The sequence below is a fragment of the Granulicella sp. WH15 genome, from assembly GCF_009914315.1.
GTDB lineage: Bacteria > Acidobacteriota > Terriglobia > Terriglobales > Acidobacteriaceae > Edaphobacter.
The window spans coordinates 2928749-2952387 of sequence record NZ_CP042596.1; the positions used below are offsets into that span (position 1 = coordinate 2928749).

The 23639-nt window shown below is 63.4% G+C and carries 25 protein-coding genes; 14 read left to right on the plus strand and 11 right to left on the minus strand.

Annotation, left to right across the window (positions count from 1 at the left end):
• Nucleotides 1–45: 45 nt before the first annotated feature.
• From hpnJ to FTO74_RS12200, 5 genes are all read left to right on the plus strand, one after another.
• Nucleotides 46–1536 carry a hopanoid biosynthesis associated radical SAM protein HpnJ gene (hpnJ, locus tag FTO74_RS12180; protein ID WP_162538396.1) on the plus strand — a complete coding sequence of 497 codons (1491 nt, stop codon included), beginning with the start codon at nt 46–48 and terminating at the stop codon, nt 1534–1536.
• Nucleotides 1536–2006: a DUF3574 domain-containing protein gene (locus tag FTO74_RS12185; protein WP_162538397.1), complete on the plus strand. Its 471-nt coding sequence runs from the start codon at nt 1536–1538 to the stop codon at nt 2004–2006. The genes hpnJ and FTO74_RS12185 overlap by 1 nt, the downstream gene beginning before the upstream one ends.
• Nucleotides 2007–2089: 83 nt before the next feature.
• Nucleotides 2090–2515: an EamA family transporter gene (locus FTO74_RS12190; RefSeq protein ID WP_162538398.1), complete on the plus strand. Its 426-nt coding sequence runs from the start codon at nt 2090–2092 to the stop codon at nt 2513–2515.
• Entirely contained in the window at nt 2512–2901 is a 390-nt protein-coding gene (locus tag FTO74_RS12195; RefSeq protein WP_162538399.1) for a hypothetical protein, read from the plus strand. Before FTO74_RS12190 ends, FTO74_RS12195 begins: the two co-directional genes overlap by 4 nt.
• A gap of 191 nt (nt 2902–3092) precedes the next feature.
• Nucleotides 3093–3464, plus strand: a complete 372-nt coding sequence (locus FTO74_RS12200) for a hypothetical protein (protein ID WP_162538400.1) — start codon at nt 3093–3095, stop codon at nt 3462–3464.
• On the opposite strand, the gene hpnE is transcribed toward FTO74_RS12200, so the two are convergent.
• The 4 genes from hpnE to FTO74_RS12220 are packed head-to-tail and all read right to left on the minus strand — an operon-like array spanning nt 3461 to nt 7810.
• The gene (hpnE, locus tag FTO74_RS12205) at nt 3461–4867 is read right to left on the minus strand and encodes a hydroxysqualene dehydroxylase HpnE (protein WP_255462228.1); all 1407 of its coding nucleotides are present in this window, start codon (nt 4865–4867) and stop codon (nt 3461–3463) included. The genes FTO74_RS12200 and hpnE overlap by 4 nt on opposite strands.
• Complete coding sequence (locus FTO74_RS12210) at nt 4864–5790, minus strand: phytoene/squalene synthase family protein (protein ID WP_162538401.1); 927 nt, start codon at nt 5788–5790, stop codon at nt 4864–4866. The genes hpnE and FTO74_RS12210 overlap by 4 nt, the downstream gene beginning before the upstream one ends.
• Nucleotides 5787–6746 (minus strand): squalene synthase HpnC, encoded by a 960-nt coding sequence (gene hpnC / locus FTO74_RS12215; protein ID WP_255462229.1) that lies wholly within the window; start codon nt 6744–6746, stop codon nt 5787–5789. The genes FTO74_RS12210 and hpnC overlap by 4 nt, the downstream gene beginning before the upstream one ends.
• The gene (locus FTO74_RS12220; RefSeq protein ID WP_162539853.1) at nt 6743–7810 is read right to left on the minus strand and encodes an alcohol dehydrogenase catalytic domain-containing protein; all 1068 of its coding nucleotides are present in this window, start codon (nt 7808–7810) and stop codon (nt 6743–6745) included. The genes hpnC and FTO74_RS12220 overlap by 4 nt, the downstream gene beginning before the upstream one ends.
• A gap of 117 nt (nt 7811–7927) precedes the next feature.
• On the opposite strand from FTO74_RS12220, the gene FTO74_RS12225 reads away from it, so the two are divergent.
• Nucleotides 7928–8707, plus strand: coding sequence for an ABC transporter permease (locus FTO74_RS12225; protein WP_162538402.1), 780 nt, complete (start codon nt 7928–7930; stop codon nt 8705–8707).
• Nucleotides 8704–9537 carry an ATP-binding cassette domain-containing protein gene (locus FTO74_RS12230; protein ID WP_162538403.1) on the plus strand — a complete coding sequence of 278 codons (834 nt, stop codon included), beginning with the start codon at nt 8704–8706 and terminating at the stop codon, nt 9535–9537. The genes FTO74_RS12225 and FTO74_RS12230 overlap by 4 nt, the downstream gene beginning before the upstream one ends.
• Here the strand turns inward: FTO74_RS12230 and FTO74_RS12235 are convergent.
• From FTO74_RS12235 to FTO74_RS12245, 3 genes are all read right to left on the minus strand, one after another.
• The gene (locus tag FTO74_RS12235; RefSeq protein WP_162538404.1) at nt 9534–10502 is read right to left on the minus strand and encodes a TIGR01777 family oxidoreductase; all 969 of its coding nucleotides are present in this window, start codon (nt 10500–10502) and stop codon (nt 9534–9536) included. The genes FTO74_RS12230 and FTO74_RS12235 overlap by 4 nt on opposite strands.
• Before the next feature lie 96 nt (nt 10503–10598).
• A complete protein-coding gene (locus FTO74_RS12240) occupies nt 10599–11237 on the minus strand; it encodes a flavin reductase family protein (protein WP_162538405.1) in 639 nt (212 codons plus the stop codon).
• 48 nt (nt 11238–11285) lie between these two features.
• Nucleotides 11286–11660 carry a septum formation initiator family protein gene (locus FTO74_RS12245; protein WP_162538406.1) on the minus strand — a complete coding sequence of 125 codons (375 nt, stop codon included), beginning with the start codon at nt 11658–11660 and terminating at the stop codon, nt 11286–11288.
• 193 nt (nt 11661–11853) lie between these two features.
• Here FTO74_RS12245 and FTO74_RS12250 point away from each other — a divergent pair, with 193 nt between their 5' ends.
• From FTO74_RS12250 to FTO74_RS12260, 3 genes are all read left to right on the plus strand, one after another.
• Nucleotides 11854–12087 carry a hypothetical protein gene (locus FTO74_RS12250; protein ID WP_162538407.1) on the plus strand — a complete coding sequence of 78 codons (234 nt, stop codon included), beginning with the start codon at nt 11854–11856 and terminating at the stop codon, nt 12085–12087.
• Between the two features lie 90 nt (nt 12088–12177).
• On the plus strand, nt 12178–12798 hold the full coding sequence (locus FTO74_RS12255; RefSeq protein ID WP_162538408.1) for a biotin transporter BioY: 621 nt from the start codon (nt 12178–12180) through the stop codon (nt 12796–12798).
• 48 nt (nt 12799–12846) lie between these two features.
• Nucleotides 12847–13701, plus strand: coding sequence for an MqnA/MqnD/SBP family protein (locus FTO74_RS12260; protein WP_162538409.1), 855 nt, complete (start codon nt 12847–12849; stop codon nt 13699–13701).
• An 85-nt stretch (nt 13702–13786) separates the two neighbouring features.
• Here the strand turns inward: FTO74_RS12260 and pgi are convergent, their stop codons facing one another.
• Nucleotides 13787–15421, minus strand: a complete 1635-nt coding sequence (gene pgi / locus FTO74_RS12265) for a glucose-6-phosphate isomerase (RefSeq protein ID WP_162538410.1) — start codon at nt 15419–15421, stop codon at nt 13787–13789.
• A gap of 177 nt (nt 15422–15598) precedes the next feature.
• On the opposite strand from pgi, the gene FTO74_RS12270 reads away from it, so the two are divergent.
• Nucleotides 15599–16456, plus strand: coding sequence for an IclR family transcriptional regulator C-terminal domain-containing protein (locus tag FTO74_RS12270; protein WP_162538411.1), 858 nt, complete (start codon nt 15599–15601; stop codon nt 16454–16456).
• 12 nt (nt 16457–16468) lie between these two features.
• Here FTO74_RS12270 and FTO74_RS12275 read toward each other — a convergent pair whose 3' ends face one another.
• Nucleotides 16469–17365: a type I phosphomannose isomerase catalytic subunit gene (locus FTO74_RS12275; RefSeq protein ID WP_162538412.1), complete on the minus strand. Its 897-nt coding sequence runs from the start codon at nt 17363–17365 to the stop codon at nt 16469–16471.
• A 361-nt stretch (nt 17366–17726) separates the two neighbouring features.
• Between FTO74_RS12275 and FTO74_RS12280 the strand changes: the two genes are divergently transcribed.
• From FTO74_RS12280 to FTO74_RS12290, 3 genes are all read left to right on the plus strand, one after another.
• Entirely contained in the window at nt 17727–18665 is a 939-nt protein-coding gene (locus tag FTO74_RS12280; RefSeq protein WP_162539854.1) for a fatty acid desaturase, read from the plus strand.
• Nucleotides 18666–18832: 167 nt separating this feature from the next.
• Nucleotides 18833–19741 (plus strand): HAMP domain-containing sensor histidine kinase, encoded by a 909-nt coding sequence (locus tag FTO74_RS12285; RefSeq protein WP_162538413.1) that lies wholly within the window; start codon nt 18833–18835, stop codon nt 19739–19741.
• A gap of 144 nt (nt 19742–19885) precedes the next feature.
• Nucleotides 19886–21637, plus strand: coding sequence for an ABC transporter ATP-binding protein (locus tag FTO74_RS12290; protein ID WP_162538414.1), 1752 nt, complete (start codon nt 19886–19888; stop codon nt 21635–21637).
• A gap of 60 nt (nt 21638–21697) precedes the next feature.
• Here the strand turns inward: FTO74_RS12290 and FTO74_RS12295 are convergent, their stop codons facing one another.
• Both FTO74_RS12295 and fliD read right to left on the minus strand, forming a co-directional pair.
• Nucleotides 21698–22168: a flagellar export chaperone FliS gene (locus tag FTO74_RS12295; protein WP_162538415.1), complete on the minus strand. Its 471-nt coding sequence runs from the start codon at nt 22166–22168 to the stop codon at nt 21698–21700.
• A gap of 45 nt (nt 22169–22213) precedes the next feature.
• Nucleotides 22214–23590, minus strand: coding sequence for a flagellar filament capping protein FliD (gene fliD, locus FTO74_RS12300; protein ID WP_162538416.1), 1377 nt, complete (start codon nt 23588–23590; stop codon nt 22214–22216).
• Between the last annotated feature and the right edge of the window lie 49 nt (nt 23591–23639).

A 23639-nucleotide genomic window follows, 5' to 3' on the forward strand; every position in this document is an offset into this window, starting at 1 on the left:
GCCCCAGCAGGCCCCGGCCTGAATGATAAGATCGAGACACACGAAATGAACAAGCCCCTGAAAACGCTTCTCCTGAATCCTCCCTCCTTCGAAAACTTCGACGGAGGCGCAAGCTCCCGCTGGCCCGCCGTGCGTGAGATCGAGTCCTACTGGTATCCGGTCTGGCTCGCCTATCCGGCTGGTCTGCTCGAAGGCTCTCGCCTGCTCGACGCTCCGCCGCATCACATCTCGGCCGAAGAGACCATCGAGATCGCCAAGGGCTATGAGTTCCTCGTCCTCTTCACCTCGACCGTAGGCTGGGCTGGCGACCACGCCCTCGCCCAGGCCATCAAGCGCGCCAACCCGACCATGAAGATCACCTTCGTCGGGCCGCCGGTCACCACCGACCCCGACCGTGCTCTCAACGAGTGCTCGGCCATCGACTTCGTCTGCCGCCGCGAGTTCGACTTCTCCGTCGTCGAGTTCGCCAATGGCTCGCCGCTCGAAGAGATCCTCGGCATCAGCTACCGTGGAGCCGACGGTGCGCACATCCACAATCCGGATCGCCCGCAGGTCGAGAAGCTCGACAAGCCCGACATGCCTTGGGTCACGGACATCTATGCCCGCGACATGGACGTCACGCGCTACAACGTGCCCTTCCTGTTGCACCCGTACGTATCGCTTTACTCCACGCGCGGCTGCCCGGCGCAGTGCACCTTCTGCCTCTGGCCCCAGACGCTCTCGGGCCACGCCTGGCGCAAGCGTTCGACCGACGACGTGGCTGCCGAGATGGCCCACGCCAAGCAGCTCTTCCCCCACGTCAAAGAGTTCTTCTTCGACGACGACACCTTCAACATCCAGAAGGCCCGCACCATCGAGCTGTGCGCGAAGCTGAAGCCCCTCGGCCTCACCTGGTCCTGCACCTCGCGCGTCACCACCGACCGCGACACCCTCAAGGCCATGAAGGAGGCGGGTTGCCGCCTGCTCATCGTCGGCTTCGAGTCGGGCGATCCGCAGATCCTCAAAAACATCAAGAAGGGTGCCACCGTCGAACGCGCCCGCGACTTCGTCAAGGACTGCCACGAACTAGGCCTCATCATCCACGCCGACTTCATCCTGGGCCTGCCCGGCGAGACCAAGCAGTCGATCCGCAACACCATCGACTTCGCCAAGTCGCTCGACTGCGAGACCATTCAGGTCTCCATCGCGCACGCCTACCCCGGCACCGAGTTCTACGACTTCGCCGCCAAAAACGGCTTCATCACCAACCAGAAGATGGAAGACGACCAGGGCCACCAGATGGCTCACATCGAGTACCCCGGCCTGCCGGTCGAGTACGTCATGGAGATGGTGCACCGCTTCTACGACGAGTATTACTTCCGTCCCAAGGCCGCGTTCCGCGTGGTCTGGAAGGCCATCGTCAACCGGGACGTGCCCCGTCTCTACGTCGAGGCCAAGTCCTTCATGAAGCTGCGCGCCCAGCGCAACAAGGCTTCGCGCAAGATGAAGGAAGAGAACGCGCTCAAGGCCCAGGAATCGGTCAGCATGAACGCCTGATGGCCGATCCCAAATCACACCAAAGATACCGTCGTCTGCGCATCTGCGCGGCGGCGGTATTTTTCTTGACTGCCCTTGCATCTCCTGCTCAATCCACCCTCAAAGGCGACAAGGCTCACCCCGCCCGCGCAGCCCACTGGGTAGATACCCGCCTCTACTTCGGCCTCGGCCCTGCTGACGACCCAACCAAGGGCATCAGCGAATCCGCCTGGCGCGAGTTCCTCGATAAAGAGGTCACGCCCCGCTTCCCCTCCGGCCTCAGCGTGGTAAACGTCTACGGCCAGTGGCAGGGCAAACAGGAAGCCGCCGCAGGTACAGTCGAGCGCATCCGTTCGAAGATGCTGGTCATCGACTACCCCGCAACCCCTGCAAACAACGCCCGCATCGAGGCCATCCGGCGCGCCTGGAAGCAGCGCACCGGCAACCAGTCCGTCTTGAAGGTGACACAACCCGCTTCCGTGTCGTTCTAGTCAATTTATTTCCGCTCCAATCCCTCTTCATTCGCCGTTCCAGCGCTCTTTCTCCCGCCAATTTCTTCTAAAATTAAGATCAGATGAAGCAGACTCTGACCCTCCGGCAGTACATGGTTCTTTTCACTGTGATGATGACCGCCTCGGTCGGCGACACCCTGCTCTCGCACGGCATGAGCCAGGTCGGCACCATCGACGGAGCGCACCTCTCGCGGCTCCTGACCGCGCTCACCAACATCTGGGTCATCACCGGGATCCTCTTGCTGATCGGCTTCTTCGCCAGCTACCTGACGGCTCTTAGCTGGGCCGACCTGACCTTCGTTCTGCCCTCGACCGCCTTCGGCTACGTCGTCGTCGCCTTCCTCGGCCACTTCTGGCTGCACGAGCACATCTCCATCTGGCGCTGGACGGGCATCCTGCTCATCGTCTGCGGCGTCGGCTTCGTGGCCAACGGACCACCCCTCACCGAGCATCCGGCACTCCCCGAAGAATCGGCGGTAAAGCCTTGAACGCCCTAACCTTCCGCATCTGGTCTTCCATCCTGCTGGTCGCCTCGACAGCGGTAGCCGGAGACGTCCTCACCGCCGGAGCCATGCGCCGCATCGGCGACCTCGACGCCATCCGCGCCCAGTCCGGCCTCCTCGGAGCGATCCGCGCCGTGGTCTCCTCTCCCATGTTCCTGCTGGGCGTCTTCGCCATGGCCCTCAGCTTCTTCTCGCTGCTCTTCGCGCTCAGCCCGCCCGCGCCGGTCAGCCTCATCGCCCCGGCCACGGCCTCCATCACCTACCTTGGCAACGCCATCGTCGCCAAGTACTTCCTCCACGAGAACGTCGACCGCCGCCGCTGGCTGGCCGCCGTCTTCGTCTGCATCGGCGTAGCTCTGCTGGCGAAATAACGCGGCGACCGGGCAAAAAGCTCGATCGCCATGCGACAATCGGGACAGATCCGAGCAACGCCGAGGAGGCCGTTCTGAAGCCCGCGCTGACACCGCTCCAGCTCACCCACATCTCCCTGCTGGCCCTGCTTCTCTACACCCTCTGGCTTCCATTCCTCCTCTTCAGCGGGCATCGTCTCCCCCGCTATTCCATGCTCCTCCTGCTTCTTCCCCTCCTTCTCATACTCTCGCTCGAGATATGGTGCGAGTCGAGTCTCAGGAAGGGCCTGCGAGATGACCGGTGGCCGCACGCCCAGGTCGAAGCTGCACGCGCATGGGTAGCACTGCCCTTCTATGACTGGATCATCCGCCTGGGAGTGGCTTTCTGCGTTGTTCTCTTTCTGTTCTCCGTGCGCAGCGGGCATATATCCGGCGCAATCTCGATGCTCTACTTCCCCCTCATCGCCGCGACCAACCTGAAGAGGATCTTTCACCCACCCACCACCGGGCCGCGTATCGACTGGCGTCAGAGCGCCCCTATCTCCTCTGAGCACTGGGGAGAGCCTCCCCAAACCCACAGCTAACGCCTGTCGCCGACCGACAACGGCGGCACCTGCGTACTCAGCCACCGCATCAACCCCGCGGCAGGCACTTCCGGCGACATAAACCGCAGCCGATCCCCCCGCACCGCACCCGCCGCCAGCCGCCCGCTCCGCACCGCACCCTCCATCGTCGAGGGCCACTCCGTGGCAGTCCAGTCCCCAGCCACATACAGCCCCGGCCACCGCGTAGCCTGCACCGGACGATGCCGGTCCAGCCCCGGCGTTACCGAGAAGGTCGCCCGCGCCTCCTTCAGTACGCTGCTCTTCAGCAGCTTGGCCTCGCGCACCTTGGGGAAGAACATCTCCAGCTCCCGCAGCGCGGAGGCCAGAATCTCCTGTCGCCCCATCTCCAGCTCAGCCCACGACGCGCTGATGACCAGCTCCAGATAGCATCCCCTGTCTTTGCTCCAGCCGCGAATCCGCGACTTCGCAAAGACCCACTGGATCCGCGTATCCAGCAGCACCGCGTGGTCCATGCCGGTCACATCGCGGTCGTACCAGAGATGAACCGTCGTAATAGGAGCCGACATAAACGGCGACTCCTCCGGCTCCTTACCCTCCAGCCCAGCCAGCAGCTTAGACGTCTGCCGAAAGTCGAACGCCAGCACCACCGCAGGCGCAACCAGCGTCTCGCCGCCCGTGCTCACGGCCCAACTACCATCGGCTCTCTGCTCCAGCCCCTCCAGCCCGCTCTTGCGCTCGACGCGAACCCCATACCGCTCCGCCAACTCGGCTACCGGAGCAAAAAACTCCGTCAGCGGAGCCGCCGGAATCCCCAGTCGCCCCCCCTCGGGCGAGCGCAGAAACGTCTCGTGGAAGACCTTGCCCGCATACTTGGTCGAGCAGCGCTCAAATGTATCATTCAATGCACCCCACACCACCGGCTCCCAGAAGTGCCGCACGGCGCGGTCGGTCTGCTTCGTCCGCTTGATCCACGCGGCAAAGCTCTCCGCGTCGTCGCCCGGATAGCCGCGCAGAAACTGCATCAGCCCCATAGCGATGCGGACCTTGTCCTTGACCGAGAGCATCGGCGCACGCAGAAAGCTCATCGTCTGGTGCGAAGGCGCGGGCAGCAGCCCAGGTTTCATCGGGCTACGATTGCCGTTCGGCTCCAGAAACATCAGCTCGTCGTACCAGCGAACCTTATCCGCCGTCCCCGCCTGCCCGCACAGGTCCAGCAGATTGGTGCAGCACCCCAGCACCACATGCTGCGAGTCCACCGTCTCGGCCAGCGCGGGATGATGATACGAGTAAGCTCGCCCACCCACTTCAGGCCGACGCTCAAGCAGCGTCACCTGCGCCCCGTCCTTGGCCAGCGCCACCGCCGCCGCCAACCCGGCCAGACCGGCCCCGGCAATCACCACGTCCTGCATCCGCTCGCTCACCGGCGCAGCACCGACTTAGCCGCACCCTGCGCCAGAATCCACAGCTTCCCCGGCGTCGACACGCGCGCCCGCTTGCTGAAGACATCTCCGTGCGCATGCTCGATCTTGTGCAGCAGCTCGCTGTAGATCCGCACCAGCACCCACAGCGCCGGACGGCTGTCACGGTCGATCAGAGGCAGCAGCTTATCCGCCGCCGCGTAGTACTCCCACGCCTGCACCGAGAGCGCGTCGATCATCGCCCGGTCGTTCGTGCGCAGTGGCGCGCCGCCCGCCAGAGCACGTATCTCCGCGCTCGTAATCCCAAACTCTTCGAGCAGTTGCTGTGGCAGGTAGATCCGCCCGCGCTCGGCATCTTCCTTGATGTCGCGCAGGATATTCGTGAGCTGAAACGCGATCCCCGTCTTCTCCGCCAGTAACTCCGCCGCCGGATCGCTGTAGCCGAAGATCCGGATGCAGACGAGTCCGACGACAGACGCCACCAGATAGCAGTAGCGGTAAAGATCCTCAAAGCTGCGATACCCCATCGTGCCGTCGGCAAGCTGCACCGCATGGCCATCGCGCGGCTCGGCCGAGACCGGCTCAAGGTCCATGCTGGTTCCCTGTACCAGCTCTTCAAGTAACTGATCCGGTATCTTGAAGCGTTGCTGTACATCGGCCACGGCGATGAAGACGGGGTTATCCGTAGGCGCTCCCGCCCGCGCCAGCCGCCACTCCGCGAGCCACGCGGCCATCGTCTCGCGCCGCTGCTCTACGGTCTGCGACTCGTCATCCGCGATATCGTCCGCGCGCCGCATGAACGCGTAGACCGCGCACATGGCGTTGCGTTTATGCTCCGGCAGCACCCTAAAGGAGTAGTAAAAGTTCTTGGCCTCGCGCCTGGCGATCTCGCTGCAGACCGCGTACGCTTCTGTAAGCCCGCTCAAGGTCGCGCCTCCGGCTTATCGCTGCTAAAAAGGCCGCCAAGCTTGCCCACCAGCGCGCCGCCAAGCAGTTGCATCTTCGTTGTCTTCGAGACCGAAGGCCGCGCCCGCAGCACGTCATATCCCTGCGCCACGATGCCGTCAATAGCCGCCTCACCGCCCTTGCGGAAGAGGTCCAGCGTCACGGTCAGCTCGCGGTCCACTGTGCCGCTGATTGCGCCGCCCTCGAGCAGCATCGTGCGCGCGTAGTCAGTCAGGAAGACCATCATCTGCTTGAAGCCCGGAGTAAACACCCGCCCCGCGATGTGCTCGTCAGTCACGCCGAACCGCTGCATGGCATCGGCGGGCAGATACCGCCGCCCGCGCTCCCAGTCCTCCACCACGTCCTGCCAGAAGTTCACCAGTTGCAGCGCCGTGCACACCTTATCCGAGAGCAGCCCGCGCTCCTCGTCCCGATACCCCGACACCCACAGCACCAGCCGCCCCACTGGGTTCGCCGAGTAGCGCGAATACCCGATCAACTGCTCCAGCGACTCATACCGCGTCACCGTCTGGTCCATCTGAAACGCATGAATCAAATCGCTGAAGAGCTGGCGCGGCACGCCCGTCTCGGCGATCGTCTGCTGCAACGCCACGAACACCGGATGCCGCGAGCGCGCAGGCTCGTCGTAGCACTCGTCCAGCATCCCCTGCCACGTCGTCAGCAGGTTAGCCGCCAGCACCGGGTCGGCGACCTCATCGCCCAGGTCGTCCGCCACGCGGCTGAAGGCATAGATGCTCTGAAAGTAGGGACGCACGCGCTTCGGCAAAAACCACGTCGCCACATGGAAGTTCTCATAGTGCGTCGTGGCCAGCGTCTTGCACCACTGCTGCGCCTCGACCAGCGAGGGCCGCACCGCCGGAGTCAGATACTCGGCAGGACCGCCCGCAAGATCGTCCCGCAGCAGCTCGAAACTCACTGAGTGCCTCCCGTGGAAGCGGGAAAGATCGCCGTCTTGATGTCCTTCAGCCCGCCGGGATTCGACCGAGTCATCATCCGCTGGAAGACCTCCGGCACCTCGTCCAGCACAGCCGTGCTCGTAATGAACTCCGCCGCCTTGAACCGACCGCCGGTAATCAGCTCAAAGGCCGTCCGGCTCGTCGAGGGCGTGTGGTGGAAGCTGGCCTTCAACGTGATATCTCCGTAGTGCAGCCGGTTGGTGTCGAGCGCGACCACCGTCCCGCTCGGCGGCCCGCCGAAGAAGTTCACCACGCCCCCCTTGCGAACCATACCCACGGCCCACTCCCACGTCATCGGGGTGGCCACGGCCTCGATCACCACATCCGCGCCGCGCCCCGCCGGGGTCAGCGCCCGCGTGGCCGCTACCACATCCATACCGTCTTCGATCTTCAGCACCTGCCGCGCCCCCAGCAACTTCGCGGTCTCCACCTGATCCTCGCGCTTCACCACCGCGATCACGTCCACCCCAGCCAGGCTGGCCGCGTGCAGGAACATCAGCCCAATCGGCCCCGCGCCGATGACGACCATGCTGTCGCCCGCCCTGGCCGCGCTCTCCTCCATCCCCCGGATCACGCAGGCCAGCGGCTCGGTCAGCGCGGCGTGCTCAAACGAGACTCCATCCGGAACCGGCAGCGTATTCTTCTCGACGATCCGCGCCGGAATCTTCATATACTCGGCGTAAGCGCCATTGTTGAACAGCAAATCTTCACAAAGATTCTGCTGGCCATGCTGGCAGAAGTAGCAAACATCGCAGGGAGCCGAGTTCAGCGGCACCACCCGGTCGCCGACCTTGAACTTCGTCACTCCCTCGCCAATCTCGACCACGGTCCCGGCCAGCTCGTGCCCAAACGGGATCGGCGGCTTCAGCATCATGGCGTGGTATCCGCGCCGGTAGACCTTCAGGTCGGTCCCACACGTCAACGCCGCGCCCACGCGTAGCACAATCTCCCCCGGACCGGCTGCGGGCACGGCCACACGCTCCAGCCGCAGGTCCTCCTTGCCGTACAGGACTACAGCTTCCATCGTCGAGTCGCTCATCCTCTCTATTTTCTCATCTCCTTCGCCCCTTCGTCCGGCCTCGAAGATTCCCGACCCCGAACTCTACCCTCCCCGCATCTGATACTCTGAGCCAGAGAAGCCATGCCCTTCGTTTCGCCAGAAGTCTTCGCTAAGGAAAGAATCGGCGCTATCCAGGAGTACTCGCTACTGGCGGGTCGGGCGATGGGCAACATCTTCTCGCGCCCGCGCTACTGGGCAGACGTCTACACCCAGATGGACTCGATCGGCGTCGGCTCCATGCCCATCGTCGTGCTCACCGGCTTCTTCACCGGCTGCGTGCTGGCGCTGCAATCGGCCACGTCACTCCAGGAGTTCGGAGCGGTCAACATGACCGGCTCGCTGGTCGCCCTCTCGATGGTCAAAGAGCTGGGCCCCGTATTGACCGGCCTGATGGTCTCCGGCCGCAACGCCTCCGGCATGGCCTCCGAGCTGGGCTCCATGAAGGTGACCGAGCAGATCGACGCCATGCGCGCCCTCGGCACCGACCCCGTGCGCAAGCTGGTGACGCCGCGGGTTATCGCCACCATCTTTATGCTCTTCTTCCTCACCATCGTCTCGGACGCGGTGGGCATCGCGGGCGGCGCGCTGGTCAGCATCTCCATGCTCGGCCTCAACTTCAACTCCTACTTCCACTCCTCCTACCGCTCGCTGGTCTACGGCGATGTCGTCCAGGGCCTCACCAAGCCGCTCTTCTCCGGCTTCATCATTGCCACGGTCGGCTGCTACTTCGGCCTCAACACCAAGGGCGGCACGCAGGGCGTCGGCCGCGCCACCACCCAGGCCGTCGTCTTCTCCTCCGTCTTCATCATCATCATGGACTTCATCGTCAGCCGCGTCATGATCGGGATCTTCGGGCGATGAGCACCGCCGACGCGACGCTCCCCAGCCCGCCCCCGCAAGACGAAGGCCCGGTTGTCGTCTTCGACAATGTCTCCATCAAGTTCGAGGACAAGCCCGTCCTCCAGAACATCTCTTTCTCAGTCAACCGCGGCCAGACACTTATCCTGCTCGGCCCCGCGGGCACCGGCAAGTCCGTGCTGCTCAAGCTGGCCAACGGCCTGCTCAAGCCGGACTCCGGCACCATCACTGTCTTCGGCCAGGACGTCACCCGTATGCGCGAGACCGACCTCTTCAAGCTGCGCGCCCGCATCGGCATGGTCTTCCAGGAGTCGGCCCTCTTCGACTCGCTCTCGGTCGAGGACAACGTGGCCTACCGCCTGCACGAGGAGGGGATGGCCCCGGACAAGGCCCATGCCCTGGTCGTCGAGGTGCTCGACTTCGTGGAGTTGGGCCAAGCCATCGCCAAGTTCCCTTCGGAGCTGTCGGGCGGAATGCGCCGCCGCGTCTCCATCGCGCGCTCCATCATCTCCAAGCCCGACCTGATCCTCTACGACTCCCCCACCGGCGGCCTCGACCCCATCACCTCGACCACCATCGTGGACCTCATCATCAAGCAGCGCGACGTCACCCGCACCACATCGCTGCTGGTGACGCACCGTCTTCAGGACGCCTTCACCCTGGCCACCCACCGCTTCAACTCCGCTACGGGCCAGGTCGAGCCGATCCCCAACGGCGGCATCGACGACAGCACCCAGTTCCTCGTGCTCAACGAGGGAGCCATCGTCTTCCACGGCTCCACGCTGGAGCTGGTCGAGTCCGAAGATCCGTGGATCAAGGAGTACCTCTCCTAAGCTTTTGCCGTCCGATACCGCCCCACCAGCTCCCGAGCCGCTTCATCCCACGTCGGGTAATCGAACCGAAACCCATGCCGCAGCAACACGGTCGGCACCGCCCGCCGACTCTTCAACACCAGCTCCGATTCGGTCCTCATCAGAAACGTCCCAACCGCCAGAATCGGCCCCGGCGCGGGCAGCCCAAAGGGAATCCCCCAAGCCTGCCGCAGCCCTCGCATGAAATCGCGGTTCAAGAGCGGATTCGGCGCGGTGAAATTAACCGCCCCGGATATCTCCTCCCGAGCCAGCAAAAAATCAATCGCCCGGCAATAATCCAGCTCGTGCATCCACGAGACGTACTGATCCCCACCGCCCTGCTGCCCACCCAGCCCAAAGCGAACCAGCCGCAACAGAATAGAAAAGATCCCGCCATTATCAGGACTCATGGTCATGGAAGTCCGCAGCGCGATCTTACGAGTAGCGGGCGTAGTGGAGGCATAAAAAGCCTCCTCCCACTGCTCGGCAACCGAGATGGAGAAGTTCCACGAGTCCGGAACATTCGGCTCCTGACCACCTTTTTCGCCGGTGAACTCATCCTGCGGCCCATCGCCGGGGATGTTGCGGGAGTCGCGGTAGAAGGTGGAAGTGCTGGCGTTCATCCAGACACGCGGAGGCTGCGCACAGGCTTCAATGGCCTTGCCGACAAGCCTCGTGGGCACTACACGGGAGTCCACAATCTCGCGTCGATTAGCCGGAGTATAGCGGCAGTTGACGCTGCGGCCCGAGAGGTGAATGACGGCATCAGCCCCCTCAAGCGTGCTGGTCCAGGCAGGGTCAAGCGTAAGTCCATCCCAACGCAGCGTGGTCCACGGAGCCGATTTGGGGTTACGAGAGATGACGGTGACCTCATGGCCAGCAGCATAGAGATGACGCGCGAGAATATGACCAAGTTGACCGGAACCGCCAGGAATGACGATGCGCATGCGGAGATCATACGCCCGCCCGACAGGGCAACAACAAAAGCGCCCTGACGCCGGGCGGGCGGCACTTCGTGCGGTCTTGGACGCTTCGCGTAAAAACTACCGCTTGCCTTTCAACCACTCGCTATAAGGAATCCTCGGCTGCGTCAGAAACCCATCCCGCGTCTTCACATAGCTCCCCAGCCCATTCATCCGCCCAATCGCGTGCAGCTCCTCGGCCAACACATACGGACCCGCCGGATCGATAAACCGGTCCTCGACATACATTGCCACCACGCGCCCCAGGATAATCCGCGACCGCCCAATCTCAATCGTCGAGTGCTCCACGCACTCCAGCGCCGCATGAGCCTGCCTGATCCTCGGCACCTTCACCACTGCCGAAGCCGCCGTATCCAGCCCCGCCATCTCCAACTCGTCGATCTCCGCAGGAAAGTCCGTGGCGCAGATATTCATCTGAGGCAGCAGGTCCTCGGTTACCACGTTCACCACAAACTCGCTCGTCCGCCGGATATTCTGCGCCGTATCCTTGGGCACAAACTCCCCACCCGGACGATTCGTCACCCCCAGCCCCACAATCGGCGGATCGGTGCAAAGGTAGTTGTACGCGCTAAAGGGCGCAGCGTTCAGCCCACCGGCCTCGTTCATGCTCGTCACCAGCGCAATCGGCCGCGGAGCCACCAGCCCGATCAGCAGGTTGTAGATATTGTGCGTGGGAACCTTATCGACCTCGAAGATCATCCGTCTCTCCTTGAAGCTCTTTCCTTCGAGAGTACCGGAAGCCTCCTCCTAATGCGCGGCAGCCGGAGGATCAGGCGGCAGCGTATAGATCACCTCGCCCGGCCGGGTGTAGTGCAGCTCTTCCCTCGCCTGGTGCTCAATCGCATCTGGGTCGGATTCGAGCAGCGTCACGTGCCCCTTCAGGCTCTCGTTCTCCTGCTTCAGCGTCTCGAGCTGCTGCCGCAGCGCGTGCTCATTCTGCCGCTTCTGCTCGTACACGGTCAGACCGTTATGCCCGAAGACGACGTGGTACCCCACTCCGATCGCCAGCACCGCCACAGCCCCCGTCGCAAACCGCCGCCGATTCTTGTAGACGCCAGCCGTTACCCGATCCACCCTGGCGGCAGACGCGGAGACTCGACGAAATGGTTTGACGGTAGCCATCCAAGTTGTAGTTAACGGGGGCGGATACGCGCAGTCAAGCATATTACCCGTGTGGCCGTCCAGCCGAATCAAGTTGAGCACGGGCACAGCCTATTTCGAGCCGCAAAGCAACCTTTCTCGCGCCATAAAGCCCCTTCGGAAGCATTACCGGAGCATACAAACCACCCCGGCCTTGTTATGCTTGGAAGGCTGCATGAAGATTCTCTTTGCCATCTCGGTTCTCAGCTTCTGCCTGCTGCTCTGGGCCGCAGTTGCGATCACCCGGCACATCCGCCGCAGCCAGTCCGCACAGGCAAGCCACGCAGCCTCCACCGATCCCGACATCACCCTCTCCACCGATGCCGCGAACGACCGTATTCAGCCGCTCCAGCGATCTCGCTATACCGGCACCTCCTCTGGCTTCAATGCTTCACACAGGCAAGGGTGACCGCTCACGCACACGCTGACCACCGGCCCAAGTATCAGCAGCATAGATCTCAGCAGTAAAGTTCGCAGCTACTCGAAAGGAAACACGATCATGCGTCCCACCAATCCGGAAACGCCGACCACCCTCTCCGCGCCCCGCTCGGCCGCCGCGCTGCTCGCCAGCGCCGACACCCTCCCCGGCAAGGCCGTCCTCGCCGTCGGAGCCAGCGTCCTGGTCGCGGTCGCCGCGCACGTCGCCCTGCCCCTGCCCTTCACGCCGGTGCCCATCTTCCTCGGCGACATGGCCGTCCTCACCCTGGGCGTGACCCTCGGCCCCGCCACTGCCTTCTCCGCACTGCTGCTCTATCTGCTCGAAGGCGCGGCTGGCCTGCCGGTCTTCGCCCCCAACGGCCCCGGCGGCATGTTGCAGCTTCTCGGACCCACCGGCGGCTACCTCTTCGCCTACCCGCTGGTCGCCTTCACTACCGGGATCGTCGCACGCGCCCTCTCCAGCCGCACCAGCCGCTTCGTAGCCGGAGCCATCGGCGCAACCCTGGCCAGCATCCTGCTCTTCACCATTGGTACGATCTGGCTCGGCACCGTCATGCACCTCAGCGCCGGCAAGGCCATCGCGCTCGCCGTGCTTCCCTTCCTCTTCGGCAACCTGGCCAAGATCGCCGCGGCCGCAGGCATCTATAGCGCCACCCAGCGCTGGCGGCAGCAGCGCGCCTAATCCACCTAACCTCCCCGCTTTTTAAAACAAGAAGGACTGCAGCACATTATGATCACCACCGAATCTGGCATTAAAGAAATCAGCATCGCCCATAGCCCGGACTCCGACGACGCCTTCATGTTCTACGGCCTGGCTACCAACAAGATCCGGGTCCCCGGCTACAAGTTCGTCCATAACCTCACCGACATCGAAACCCTCAACCACCTCGCGTTGAAGGAGGCCTTCTACGACGTCACGGCCATCAGCTTCCACGCCTACCCCTACCTTCAGGACAACTACGCCCTGATGACCTGCGGCGCCAGCGTCGGCGACAACTACGGCCCCATGATCGTCTCCACCCACCGCCACTCGCTCGACGAGGTGAAGAAGCTCCGCATCGCCGTCCCCGGCACCCTTACCACGGCCTACCTCGCGCTCAAGCTCTTCGCGCCCGACGTCGAAACCGTCGTCGTTCCTTTCGAAAAGATCATCCCTGCCGTCCTCGCGGGCGAGTACCAGGCTGGCCTGCTCATCCACGAGGGCCAGCTCACCTACGCCAACGACGGTCTCGTCAAGATCCTCGACCTCGGCCAGTGGTGGCACGAGGAGACCGGCCTGCCCCTTCCGCTCGGCGGCAACGTCATCCGCCGCTCGCTCGGCCCTGAGATCATGTTGACCACAACGCAGGCCATCCGCGACAGCATCCGCCACGCACTGGAGCACCGTGAGCCCGCCCTCGACTATGCCATGCAGTTTGCCCAGGAGGTCGATCCCACCCTGGCCAACCGCTACGTCGGCATGTACGTCAACGAGCGCACGCTGGACCTCGGCGACGATGGCCGCGAGGGCGTCCGCAAGCTGCTGGAGCTAGGCTACGAGCGCGGAATCATCCCCCACCGCGCCCAGGTAGACTTCGTAGGCTAGTCACTGCGCGTATTTTCTTCACTCAAAAAGACAGGCCCGCTCCAAAGAGGAGCGGGCCTGTCTTCCATAAAAGCAACTAAACCAGTTACTTATTCGCGCGATACTTCCGAATCAGGCTATTGGTCGAGCTGTCATGCGTCAGCTCTGCATCGCCCTCAAGCTCACCCAGAATCCGCGTCGCCAGCACCTTACCCAGCTCCACGCCCCACTGGTCGAACGAGTCGATATTCCAGATCGCGCCCTGCGTAAAGACATTGTGCTCATAGAGCGCAATCAGCTTGCCCAGAACGTTCGGAGTCAGCACATCGGCCAGAATCGTATTCGACGGACGGTTGCCCTCGAAGACCTTGTGCGGCACCAGAGCCTCGGCAACGCCCTCGGCCTTCACCTCTTCCGCCGTCTTGCCGAACGCCAGCGCCTCAGCCTGCGCGAAGACGTTCGCCATCAGCATGTCGTGATGCCGTCCCAGCACATTCAGCGTCTTGTAGAAGCCGATGAAGTCGCAAGGAATCAACCGAGTTCCCTGATGGATGAGTTGGTAGAACGAGTGCTGCCCGTTCGTCCCCGGCTCGCCCCAGTAGATCGGCCCGGTCTCGGTCGTCACATGTGTGCCGTCGAGTGTTACATGTTTTCCGTTCGACTCCATCGTGAGCTGCTGCAGATACGCCGGGAAGCGCTTCAGATACTGTTCATAAGGCAGAATCGCCATCGTCTGCGCGTCGAAGAAATCCGTATACCAGACCGTCAGCAGCCCCAGCAGCACCGGCAGGTTCTTCTCGAACGGAGTCGTGCGGAAGTGCACGTCCATCTCATGGAAGCCCGCCAGCATGGCGCGGAAGTTATCCGGCCCCACCGCGATCATCGTCGAAAGACCGATGGCCGAGTCCATCGAGTAACGCCCACCGACCCAGTCCCAGAACCCGAACATGTTCTCGGTGTCGATGCCGAACTTCGCCACTTCCTTCGCGTTGGTCGAGATGGCCACGAAGTGCTTGGCAATCGCCTTTTCGTCGCCGCCCAGCGCGGCCAGTGTCCACTCGCGAGCCGAGTGCGCGTTGGTCATCGTCTCCAGCGTCGTAAAGGTCTTCGACGCGACCAGGAAGAGCGTCTCATCCGCCGCGAGATCGACCACAGCCTCGGCAAAATCAGTGCCATCCACGTTCGAAACAAAGCGGAAGGTCAGGTCGCGCTGGCTATAGTGCTTCAGCGCCTCATACGCCATCACCGGCCCCAGGTCCGAGCCGCCGATCCCGATGTTCACTACGTTCTTGATCTTCTTGCCGGTGTGTCCCTTCCACTCGCCCGAGCGCACCCGCTCCGCGAAGCCCGACATCTTGTCCAGCACCTCGTGCACCGGCGGCACCACGTCCTCGCCGTCCACCAGGATCGACTCACCCTTGGGCGCACGCAACGCCACATGCAGCACCGCTCGGTTCTCCGTGATGTTGATCTTCTCGCCCGTGAACATCGCTTCGATCTTCTCGCGCAACCCGGACTCTTCGGCCAACTCCACCAACAGTTTCAGCGTCTTGTCATCAATGCGGTTCTTCGAGTAGTCGAGAAAGATACCGCCAGCCTCGGCCGTATACCGCTCACCGCGGCCCGGATCGGCCGCAAACAGCTCGCGCAGGTGCTTCCCGCGTATCTCGCCAACATGGTTTTCCAGCGCCTTCCATGCGTTCCGCTCCGCGAGCGGCGCCACTTTGATTGAACTCGGCATACCGTAATCTCTCCCCATCTTACGGGCTTATCTTCTCATAGCCGTGGGGCTCGCCGCATCACAGCCGCGTTGACCTTGCTTCCCGGCTTCCGTGCGTTTATCGTAATAGCAGTCCGGCAATCGCACGACGCCACAACGGGCGCTCTCTGCTTGCCCCTACCCGTACGAGGATTCCCGATGGCCCCAGTCTCCCGTCCCAGCAACGCACCCGCACAGGAGCTTCCCGCTCAGCCTCCCGTAGCCAAGCCCACCCCCGCATCCGCGCTCGACACCTACCAGGGCGACCCCAACTTCATGACCTCGCTCGCGCGCGGCCTCATCGTCATTCAGGCCTTCACCCAGCAGCACCCGCAGATGACCATCTCGCAGCTCTCGGTCAAGACCGGCCTCTCCCGGGCTGCCGTGCGCCGCTGCCTCTACACGCTCACCAAGCTGGGCTTCGCCGGAGCCGAAGACGGCCAGCGCTACGCCCTGCGCCCGCGCATGCTCACTCTCTCGCACACCTACACTACATCGTCCGCGCTCTCCACCGCCGCGCAGCCCATCCTCGAGCGCATGTCCGCCAACTACCGCGAGTCCTTCTCGGTGGCCACGCTCGACGGCGAGGACATCGTCTACATCGCGCGCACCAGCGTCTCCCGCGTCATGGCCGTGGACCTGCACATCGGCAGCCGCCTGCCCGCGTACTGCACCAGCATGGGCCGCGTGCTGCTCGCCTACCTGCCCACCGAGCAGCTCGAGCACTACCTCGCCCACGTCAACCTGATCCCCCACACCACCCGCACCATCACCACCGTCGACAAGCTGCGGCTCGCCCTGCGCACGGTGCGCCGCCTCAACTACGCGCTGGTCGATCAGGAACTCGAAGTCGGTCTACGCTCGCTCGCCGTGCCGGTCTTCGCACCCTCGGGCCGCGTCGTGGCCACGGTCAACCTCTCCGGCAACGCCCCGCGTATGCCGGTCTTCGAGATGCAGACCCAGTTCCTCAGCCCGCTCCGTCAGGCTGCCAGCGAGCTTAGCGCCTTCCTGCGCTAAGCTCGCCGTCCTTTACACCGGAGCCACGCACCGCACGAAGCTCATCCCCTTCAGGCTCTCGACCACCACCGTGTCCCATCCCTCGGGCACCACGACAGCCTTCCCCGCCGTCAGCTCGACTTCTTCCTCTTCGCCCGGCACGATCACCACGCCCTCACCCGAGAGCGCCACCAGGCAGCCCGGCCCCGTCATCGAAACCAGCTCCTCGCCTTCGATATCGAACCGGTCCACGACAAAATACTTCTGCTCGATCAGCCGCACGAACCCGTCCATCTCCCGCGGAGCCACCTTCCCCGCGGCGGTCTTGGTCCGCATCACGGCCAGCCCCTTTTCGAGATGCAGCTCCCTCGGTCTGCCATAGTCGAACATCCGATAGGTCACATCGCAGGTCTGCTGCACCTCCAGCAGCACCAGCCCCGGCCCGATGGCATGCACCGTCCCCGCATCGACGAAGACCATATCGCCCACGCTCACCGGCACCATCTCCATCAGCGACTCCATACTGCCGTCGAGCGCCGCGGTCCGCACCTGCTCTGGCGTTACACCCTCTTTCAGCCCGCAAGCCACCGTCGAGCCCGGCTCTGCCTCCAGCACATACCAGCACTCCGTCTTGCCCCGCGCCAGCCCCAGCGCCTGCGCCTGCTCATCATCGGGATGCACCTGCACCGAGAGCTTGTCATTGGGAAACAGCATCTTCACCAGCAGCGGAAACTCAGGGTATAGGTCTTTCAGCGACTTGCCCAACTCCGTGCCCGTCTCAACCGGGCAATCCGGCCCTGTGAGCCACGCCTCACCCACCAGCTCGCTGGTCCCGGTCGAGTCATACCAAGGCTTCAGATCGGGCTTACCCCAGATCCGTTCACTAAATCGCGGTCCCAGACGAAACGGTGCTAATAGCTCAGATGTCATGCCAACAGCCTACCAAACGGGCGTTTCTATTGGCACGTCAAGATATACGCGTCACGAAGCGATCTCCCTCCGCGCAGAAGGTCCATTCGTCAGAACCCCCATTACAAAAGTCTTACAACGCCTCTCTCTCCATCCTGCTAGCGTTGTTCCTAGAGCAGCAAGGCACCACCGAAAAGACGAGGACACCATGAACTCTGAAGTCACCGCGACCAAGACCTCCGCGAGCAAGGCTACCGGCTACGCAGCCTTCCAGCAGGAAGCCATCGAGAACGACGAAGCCAACGAAGCCGTCATCGAATCGGCCCTCGAGAGGCGCCAGCGCGCCATCGACTCCGAGGAGTCCGAGATCCGCAACCTCTCCATGGAGAAGCCCGTCTCCACCGCGGAGCAGGTTCGCGCCCAGGTCAAGCAGGACCTCCGCATGGGCCGCGCGTACCAGGAAGGCCGCGTCAACTGGATCACCGCCATCGTCATGGGCCTCTTCCACGTCGGCGCCCTCGCCGCGCTCTTCTGCTTCTCGTGGAAGAACCTGATCGCCTTCGGCGTCATGTACTTCTTCGCCATCAACGTCGGCATCGGCGTGGCGTATCACCGCCTGCTCACGCACCGCGGCTTCCGCACCCCCAAGTGGGTCGAGTACTTCGTCACCGCCTGCGGCACCATGGCGCTTGAGGGCGGACCGATCTTCTGGGTCGCCACCCACCGCGTCCACCATCAGAACTCCGACCAGGAAGGCGATCCGCACACCCCCGTCGACGGCACCTTCTGGTCGCACGCGGGCTGGATCATCTCCGGCCGCGCCATGCACTCGGAGACCGCGCTCCTCGGCCGCTACGCTCCCGACCTCACCCGCGACAAGGTCCACGTCTTCCTCTCGAAGTACCACTGGGTCCTGCTCACGCTCACCGGCTTCGCGCAGATCGGCCTCGGCGCAGCTCTGGCTCCGGCTGGCCACGCCCTCGCCGGTGGCCTCAGCATGATGCTCTGGGGAACCTTCCTCCGCGTCGTCGTAGGCCTGCACGCCACCTGGTTCGTCAACTCGGCCACCCACATGTACGGCTCGCGCCGCTTCGAGACCCGCGATCACTCGCGCAATAACTGGTGGGTCGCCATCCTCACCGGCGGCGAGGGCTGGCATAACAACCACCACGCCCACCCGGTCAGCGCCCGTCACGGTCTCGCCTGGTACGAGTTCGACATCAACTACTACTGCATCTGGCTGCTCTCGAAGATGGGCCTGGCCAAGAAGGTCCAGATCGCCAAGTTCGATAAGTTCAACCCCAAACCGGCTGGCGCATAACCGAATAGCAGCATCAACGAGAAAGCCCGGCCATTGTGCCGGGCTTTCTCGTTGAAACAAATAACAGCAAAAGCGCCCTCACGCCGGGCGGGCGGCACTTCGTGCTGTCTTGGACCCTTCGCGTAAAAACGCCAAGTGCCCCAAAATCGCTATACTTTCACCCAAGCATGAACATCACACGCCGCCGCGGAGCCATCGCCACCTTCATCACCCTCGGCGTGCTGCTCACCGGCCTCACCGTCTTCCTCAACATCACCTGGATCATCCGCATCCGCAACGAGGGACACCTTGCCCTGCTGGTCCTGGGCATCATCCTCTTCGCGATCCTGGTCGCCGGAGTCGTCCTCAACACCATCTTCCTCGTCCGCGAGATCCGCCGCAACGAGCGTCAGGACTCCTTCCTCAACGCCGTCACCCACGAACTGAAAACCCCCATCGCCAGCATCCGCCTCTACCTCGAGACGCTCCAGCGCCGCGACCTCCCCGAAGCCCAGAAGCAGCACTTCTACCAGGTCATGCACGCCGACTCCGACCGCCTGCTCTCAACCGTTGAGCAAGTCCTCAAGGCGGGCGAACTGGGCCAGCGCCATCGTCAGCAGCAAAACCGCACCCAGTTCGACTTCGAGCCGCTGGTCGCCGAGTGTATCGCCATCACGCTCTCGCGCCACCACCTGCCGCCCGAGGCCATCGTCCTCGACCCGGTCCCCGGAGCTGTCCGCCTGCGCGTCGAAGGCATCTCCGAAGACCTGCGCACCGCCATCCTCAACCTGCTCGACAATGCGGTCAAGTACTCCCCCACTCGCGTACAGATCCGCTGCGCCCTGGCCATCAGCAACTACACCAAGGTGGCTCTCTCCATTACCGACCAGGGCCTCGGCGTGCCGCCCAAGGAGCTGAAGCTGATCTTCAAGCGTTTTTACCGAGTCCCCGGCCGTTACTCGGTTAAGATCAAGGGCACCGGGCTGGGCCTCTTCCTGGTCCGCACCATCGCCCGCCAGCACGGCGGCGAGATCACCGCGTCCAGCAACGGCCACAACCAGGGCACCACCATGACCCTGACCCTCCCCCTCGTCTAAAAGCCTTCATGCGAAGCGTCGAGAACCGCACGAAGTGCCGCCCGCCCGGCGCGAGGGCGCTTTTGCCGTTGCTTTTTCATCCGCCGCAAACCATATAAGCTTGTAGAGGCTGCGTCCCAATCGCCCGAGGATCATCTAATCCCCATGTTCGATCGTCTAAAACCGCTCTCCCCCTACCTGAAGCGATACTGGAAGAGTCTCGCCTGGGGTGCCATCGCGGTTATCCTCTACAACTCCAGCAAGGCCATGCTCCCGCCCGTCATCGGCCACGCCGTCGACGACATGCAGCACGGCGTCACCTCCGCCGTCATCCTGCACCACGCCCTGCGCCTTCTGCTCGTGGCGTCCATCATGGCGGTCTTCCTCTATCTCTCCCGCCAGATCATCATCGGAGCCTCGCGCGAGATCGAGTTCGACCTGCGCAACGACATCTTCGCGAATCTGGAGCGCCAGCAGTCCTCCTTCTTCCAGACCCACCGCACCGGCGACATCATGGCCCGCACCACCAACGACCTGAACGCCGTCCGCCAGCTCCTCGGCCCCGCCATCCTCTACTCGGCCAACACGCTCTTCTTTACCGCCGCGGCGCTGCCCTTCATGTTCCGCCTCAGCCCGCGCCTCACGCTCTTCGCCTTCATCCCACTGCCGCTGGCCTCAATCGCCGTGCAGGGCTTCGGAGCCCGCATCCACAAGCGCTTCGAGCGCATTCAGGACATGTTCTCCGAGATCTCCGCCAAGACCCAGGAGAACTTCTCCGGAGCCCGCCTCATCCGCGCCTTCGCGCAAGAAGAGGCCGAGATCTCCTCCTTCGAGACCGCCAACGACGAGTACATCGGCCGCTCGCTCCACCTCGTCCGCCTGATGGCCATGCTCTGGCCCACGCTGGAGCTGGTGCTCGGCATCTCGCTCGTCATCACCCTGCTCGTCGGCGGGCACGAGGTCATCTCCGGCCACATGACCAGCGGCCAGTTCGCCGAGTTCATGGTCTACATGGTGCAGCTCACCTGGCCCATGATCGCCATCGGCTGGGTCGTCAACCTCTTCCAGCGCGGCACCGCCTCGGTCATCCGCATCGACGACCTGCTCAAAGAAAAACCCACCATCGAGGACGTCCCGGCTCTGCTCGCCGCCAATCCTGTACCCATTACAGGCAGCATCGAGTTCCGCAACCTCAACTTCTCCTACACGCCCGGCGTGCCTGTCCTCGAGGAGATCAACCTCACCATCCCCGCCGGCTCCAGCCTCGCCGTCGTCGGCCCCACCGGCTCGGGCAAATCCACCCTGGTCAACCTGATCCCGCGCCTCTACGACGCCGCCCCCGGCATGGTCCTCATCGACGGCGCGCCCATCCAGAGCCAACCGCTCGCCACCCTGCGCCGCAACATCGGCTTCGTCCCGCAGGAGACCTTCCTCTTCTCCGACACCATCCACCACAACATCGCCTTCGGCAGGCCCGACGCCACCCTCCAGGAGATCGAAGACGCCGCCGCTACCGCCTACATCCGCACCGAAATTCTCGAGTTCCCCAAGGGCTTCGAGACTCTGGTCGGCGAGCGCGGCGTCACCCTCTCAGGCGGCCAGAAGCAGCGCACCTCCATCGCCCGCGCCGTCCTGCGTGACCCGCGCATTCTCATCCTCGACGACGCGCTGGCCAGCGTGGACACCCACACCGAGGAACAGATTCTCTCCGGCCTGCGCCGCGTCATGCAGGGACGCACCACCATCCTCATCTCGCACCGCATCTCGACCGCGCGTAACGCCGACCAGATCGCGGTGCTCGTGGACGGTCGCATCGCCGAGTTGGGCACCCACGACGAGCTGCTCGCCTCCGGTGGCTACTACACCCGCCTCTACGAGAAGCAGCAGCTCGAAGAAGAGCTGGCCGTAGCCAACTAGCAGAAAGCCCATCTCCAAGAGATGGGCTTTCAAACGCTGCACGTCTTCACAATCCCTACCCTAAGCCGACCACCGCGAAGCCCCCACGACCTCACCCGCAGCATCGGTCCGCGCGGCCACAAACGTCTCCTCCCGCGTCCTTAGCTCACGCGGCAACACCTTCCCCGCAGCCGGGTCCTTCGCCGCAATCGCCCACGCATCGCGCACATTACGGATGCACCCGATCACCTCGGTAAACTGCTCCTTCGAGGCCAGGTGCGAAGCCTCCAGCGTCAGCGTGAACATCGCCGCGTAGAAGTCCGCAAGCGAAGCCGCAGCGGCACCACCAACATCGGGCCGCAGCCGAGCCTGCAGATACATCAGGATGTCCACCACCTTCTTGACCGCGATGCGCCGCCCGATGGTGTCATCCTCTTCCACACACTGGATCGCCCGATACAGCCCGCCAATCGCCGCGTCGTATAGCGCCACAACCAACTCCAACCCGGTGGCCCCTGTCAAACTCTGCTGCTGATAGTTCATCTGGCTCATCCCCCTGTCCCCTCGCCTCTTCCGCCTGCGCGCTGGCCTATCCAGTCAGCTTCCCGTATTGGTGTTGTATCCGGTGAACGAAGCGTAAAGCTCATTGACCTCGTCCAACTGCGAAGGAATGCTCTGCAGCGTCTCGTTCGCCTTATTCAACTCTGTCGTCAGAGCCGTCTTCTGCGTCGCGATCAGCGTCTCCTCGTTGCTGATATTCGTGTTCAGCGCCGCCTCTTCGGTCGAGTTCTGCTGCAACGCCAGGGACACCGCCCCGGTCGTCGAGCTGTTGCCCATCTGGTTCAGCGTCGTGGTGAAGCTCTGCCCGAAGCTCCCCGCAGTCTGCAAGAACCCGGCCACATCGTTGAAGTTCGCATTCAGCGCCGCGTCCATCGTCGAAGGCGTAAACGTAAGCTGGCCGCTCTCGTTCACCTCCAGCCCCAGGTCGGTGATGCCTTTGATCGAGCCGCTCGCCGCGCCCTGAAACAGCGCCGAGCTAAGCTGGTCCTGAATCAGCGACAGTGTCGGATCGCCGAATAACGGCTCCGCCGCACCCGTCGAGGTATTCCCTTCCTGCGTCTTCAGGTCCGACGCCACCGTGTTATACGCGGTCACCACCGCCTGCATCGCCGTCTCGATGGCGGAGTTATCGTTCGTGATCTGCACCTGCACCTGCGCCCCCACGGGAGCCGAGAGCAACTGAAACGTCACCCCCGGAATCGCATTCGTCACCGTGTTCGACCCGCTCGTGGTGTCGATGCCGTCCACATTCAGCTTGGCATCCTGGCCCGTCTGCCCGACGGAGATGTCCATCGCCGCATTGGTCGTAGAGTCGGTCAGGGCCGAGCCCGTAGTGCTCAGTTGCCCCCCGGCCCCGCTCGTCTGGCTCACCAGCGACAGCCTCGACCCATTCGCATCCGTCACCACGCTGGCCTGCACCCCGTAGTTGCCCGTATTGATCGCCGTCGCCAGCGAGACCAGCGTGTTGTTCGTGCTGTCCAGCGTAATCGTCTGCGCCGCGCCCGAGCCTACCTGCAACGTCAGGGTTCCGCTCAACGTATCGCCCTTGTTCGCAATCTCATTGGTGTACACCGATGAGGTCTGCGCCAACTGCGTGACCGTGATCGTGTGGCTTCCCGCCACCGCCGACGTGCTCGCCGAGGTGATCGCCAGCACATTTTCATCCGAGCTGGAGCCCAGCTTCTGCGCCAGCACGCCGTCAAAGTTCGTCAGCGCCGACAGCGACGTGGAGAGCGTCGCCAGGTCCGTGCCGATCTGCGTGAAGGCCGTATCCTGGGCCGCGAGCGTGGTCAACTGCGTCTTCCAGGGCGTCTCAATCCCCTGTTGAATCGCCAGGATCGAGTTGACCGTCGAGGTCACATCGAATCCCGCGCCACTGGTTGCCGAGCCGAAGCTGATTCCAACTGTGCCCATGCTGATCCTTGTAATGAATGAGAGTAGTTGCGCTACGACAGGTGCAAAC

Excerpts from the sequence above, each read along its gene's own strand:
- hpnJ (WP_162538396.1), top strand. The coding sequence starts at position 46 with ATGAACAAGCCCCTGAAAACGCTTCTCCTGAATCCTCCCTCCTTCGAA.
- FTO74_RS12185 (WP_162538397.1), top strand. The coding sequence starts at position 1,536 with ATGGCCGATCCCAAATCACACCAAAGATACCGTCGTCTGCGCATCTGC.
- FTO74_RS12190 (WP_162538398.1), top strand. The coding sequence starts at position 2,090 with ATGAAGCAGACTCTGACCCTCCGGCAGTACATGGTTCTTTTCACTGTG.
- FTO74_RS12200 (WP_162538400.1), top strand. The coding sequence starts at position 3,093 with ATGCTCCTCCTGCTTCTTCCCCTCCTTCTCATACTCTCGCTCGAGATA.
- FTO74_RS12220 (WP_162539853.1), bottom strand. The coding sequence starts at position 7,810 with ATGGAAGCTGTAGTCCTGTACGGCAAGGAGGACCTGCGGCTGGAGCGT.
- FTO74_RS12225 (WP_162538402.1), top strand. The coding sequence starts at position 7,928 with ATGCCCTTCGTTTCGCCAGAAGTCTTCGCTAAGGAAAGAATCGGCGCT.
- FTO74_RS12230 (WP_162538403.1), top strand. The coding sequence starts at position 8,704 with ATGAGCACCGCCGACGCGACGCTCCCCAGCCCGCCCCCGCAAGACGAA.
- FTO74_RS12235 (WP_162538404.1), bottom strand. The coding sequence starts at position 10,502 with ATGCGCATCGTCATTCCTGGCGGTTCCGGTCAACTTGGTCATATTCTC.
- FTO74_RS12240 (WP_162538405.1), bottom strand. The coding sequence starts at position 11,237 with ATGATCTTCGAGGTCGATAAGGTTCCCACGCACAATATCTACAACCTG.
- FTO74_RS12245 (WP_162538406.1), bottom strand. The coding sequence starts at position 11,660 with ATGGCTACCGTCAAACCATTTCGTCGAGTCTCCGCGTCTGCCGCCAGG.
- FTO74_RS12250 (WP_162538407.1), top strand. The coding sequence starts at position 11,854 with ATGAAGATTCTCTTTGCCATCTCGGTTCTCAGCTTCTGCCTGCTGCTC.
- FTO74_RS12255 (WP_162538408.1), top strand. The coding sequence starts at position 12,178 with ATGCGTCCCACCAATCCGGAAACGCCGACCACCCTCTCCGCGCCCCGC.
- FTO74_RS12260 (WP_162538409.1), top strand. The coding sequence starts at position 12,847 with ATGATCACCACCGAATCTGGCATTAAAGAAATCAGCATCGCCCATAGC.
- pgi (WP_162538410.1), bottom strand. The coding sequence starts at position 15,421 with ATGCCGAGTTCAATCAAAGTGGCGCCGCTCGCGGAGCGGAACGCATGG.
- FTO74_RS12270 (WP_162538411.1), top strand. The coding sequence starts at position 15,599 with ATGGCCCCAGTCTCCCGTCCCAGCAACGCACCCGCACAGGAGCTTCCC.
- FTO74_RS12275 (WP_162538412.1), bottom strand. The coding sequence starts at position 17,365 with ATGACATCTGAGCTATTAGCACCGTTTCGTCTGGGACCGCGATTTAGT.
- FTO74_RS12280 (WP_162539854.1), top strand. The coding sequence starts at position 17,727 with ATGGAGAAGCCCGTCTCCACCGCGGAGCAGGTTCGCGCCCAGGTCAAG.
- FTO74_RS12285 (WP_162538413.1), top strand. The coding sequence starts at position 18,833 with ATGAACATCACACGCCGCCGCGGAGCCATCGCCACCTTCATCACCCTC.
- FTO74_RS12290 (WP_162538414.1), top strand. The coding sequence starts at position 19,886 with ATGTTCGATCGTCTAAAACCGCTCTCCCCCTACCTGAAGCGATACTGG.
- FTO74_RS12295 (WP_162538415.1), bottom strand. The coding sequence starts at position 22,168 with ATGAGCCAGATGAACTATCAGCAGCAGAGTTTGACAGGGGCCACCGGG.
- fliD (WP_162538416.1), bottom strand. The coding sequence starts at position 23,590 with ATGGGCACAGTTGGAATCAGCTTCGGCTCGGCAACCAGTGGCGCGGGA.